Origin of the sequence: Parashewanella hymeniacidonis, assembly GCF_016900895.1 — a bacterium.
Taxonomy (GTDB): Bacteria; Pseudomonadota; Gammaproteobacteria; order Enterobacterales; family Shewanellaceae; genus Parashewanella; species Parashewanella hymeniacidonis.
In genome coordinates this window covers 1-2,209 of sequence record NZ_JAFEUN010000240.1, presented here as the reverse complement: position 1 = coordinate 2,209, position 2,209 = coordinate 1, and the positions used below count along the sequence as shown (strand labels likewise).

The window sequence follows — 2,209 nt, the reverse complement described above, 5'->3', positions numbered from 1 at the left end:
CTTTCGTAGCATTTCTTGTTGCTAATCAGGTTAACTATGCTGAAAATTTCCATTTTGAAAAGAATCTCAAAGGCAAACGCTCAAGCAAGTTTATCAGAGCAGTTTGAATTACGATATGAGCCATGAAAGTTTACCTTGAAAAACGCAGTGTTAGAGCCGACGGAACGAGAACAATTCGTTTGGTTTATGACAACTCAGATACGAGACAACGCAAACGTCAGTACGAATCGCTAAACCTGTTCGTATACGACAAACCCAAAAGCATGGTTTTGAAGATCCCACCAAACGCACTGCCAGCTTTATGGATTATTTCCAAATGCTCTCCAATATTAAACAAGAAACAACTTCTACTTCCAACCACTCGACTTGGGTCAGTACTCAAAATCACCTACGAGCTTACACAAAAGGACGTGACATTACCTTTGAGAACATCACTAAAGAATGGCTTGAAGGCTTCAAAACCTACCTAGGGAAAAGCGCAAAAACCAAAAGTGATACTCACCTATCACGAAATACCCAAAGCTCTTATTTTAACAAAGTCAGGGCTGCACTGAATCAAGCCCAGCAAGATGGCATCATCAACCACAATCCAGTGCATCAAGTTCCTTCAATCAAAGCACAATCGACAAAAAGAACTTACTTAACCCTAGAGGAAGTTAACGCACTTACTCAAACAGAGTGCCGCTACAGTGTACTTAAACAAGCATTTTTGTTTTCCTGTGCCACAGGCATGCGATGGTCAGATATCCAAAAACTCACTTGGCAAGAAGTTGAGCAATTTAACAACCATAAGCGCATTGTGTTTCATCAAAAGAAACTCCTGCACGGTAACGCAAAAAGTCTGCAATATTTGGATTTGTCACCCTCTGCTGAAAAACTACTGGATGAGCCAAGAGAGCCAACAGAACGAGTGTTTAAAGCTCTACGATACAGTTCATATGTAAATGTAGAATTATTACGGTGGGCATTGGCTGCGGGAATAAATAAACGAGTGACCTTCCATGCTGGTCGTCACACATTTGCTGTAATCCAACTTAGCCGAGGTGTCGATATCTACTCTGTATCACGCTTGTTAGGGCACAGCGAACTTCGAACTACCGAAATTTACGCTGATATCATCGAAGAAAGACGCATGGACGCTATGCTGTCATTCCCTGATATTTTTGCCTCACAACCAATGAAGTAAGCTATTGGTTTCGTAAAGAGTGGTGAGCAAGATAATTTGCCGCCCTCTTCTCAATATCCAATTGAGTACAAACCTGTTGTTGCTTAACCCACTCTAAAATTTTGATTCGCTCAAACCTCAAATGCTTACCCAGCTTAAAATGAGGAATCGTATCTGCACTGGTTAACCGATAGAGTTGATTCGTCGACAAACCCAATAACACTGAACATTCGTCAATATTCAAATATTCTTTACTGTTTAGATCTGTCGCTAATTGCATGGTTAACTGATCCTCGATAATTTTTTCTAATCGAGATAGCTTAGCTAAAATTGATTGCATCAATACTTGCTCATTTTGCTGCATGCTCACCTCCTACTCTGGATTGGTTTTGCATTTGAGTAATAAACGACTCAATGTCGTTCGTTCGATATTTAACCGAACGCCCAATCTTCAGATACTTCAAAGGATACCGACCAGTACAGCGCCAAGTACACAAGGTATTTTTACTGACGCCCAAGACTTGAGCGGCTTCATCTGGAGTTAATAATTTTTCCATAGCCTAGATCTCACAGAGTCAATTAAGTCTTTTCACTGTATCGCTAAAGAAATCCAATGAGAAGATCGGCAAGATTGCAAAAATTGTCATCTTTCTCAACATACGCTCAAGGGCTGAATCTTAAAGAACAAGATAAATGAAATCTGGGGGATTGCTCGACCAACCGTCCAACCCAAAGGCGTTGGACAAGAGTACTGTTACAACTACTTTTACTGCTACTGATACTGCTACTATGTTTCGGAATCCATTTCAAAGTAGGTTATTCACAGGCAAATAGGGTTTCGAAACCCTGATTTAATCAATTAACAATAACGCTTACTAGCCTTTATCATCCTGAAAAGTTTAAGTGTTTTACTTAAAATTCGATGGGTGTGGGTCTTTTACACCGACGTGTTTAATCACACTCATATAATCTCTGTTTCGATTGCTGTTTGTGATACTCCCAATATTTTTCAAGATCACCACTCGATCTCAAAGACCGTAGCTT

The 2,209-nt window shown here is 40.1% G+C and carries 3 protein-coding genes; 1 reads left to right on the top strand and 2 read right to left on the bottom strand.

Annotated features, from left to right (window positions below):
* The first annotated feature begins 316 nt into the window (after positions 1-316).
* Positions 317-1,186, top strand: coding sequence for a site-specific integrase (locus JQC92_RS22000; RefSeq protein ID WP_239480684.1), 870 nt, complete (start codon positions 317-319; stop codon positions 1,184-1,186).
* A 1-nt stretch (position 1,187) separates the two neighbouring features.
* Here the strand turns inward: JQC92_RS22000 and JQC92_RS21995 are convergent, their stop codons facing one another.
* The gene (locus JQC92_RS21995) at positions 1,188-1,529 is read right to left on the bottom strand and encodes a helix-turn-helix domain-containing protein (protein WP_205001666.1); all 342 of its coding nucleotides are present in this window, start codon (positions 1,527-1,529) and stop codon (positions 1,188-1,190) included.
* Positions 1,516-1,722 carry a helix-turn-helix transcriptional regulator gene (locus JQC92_RS21990; protein ID WP_205001665.1) on the bottom strand — a complete coding sequence of 69 codons (207 nt, stop codon included), beginning with the start codon at positions 1,720-1,722 and terminating at the stop codon, positions 1,516-1,518. The genes JQC92_RS21995 and JQC92_RS21990 overlap by 14 nt, the downstream gene beginning before the upstream one ends.
* Positions 1,723-2,209 lie beyond the last annotated feature (487 nt).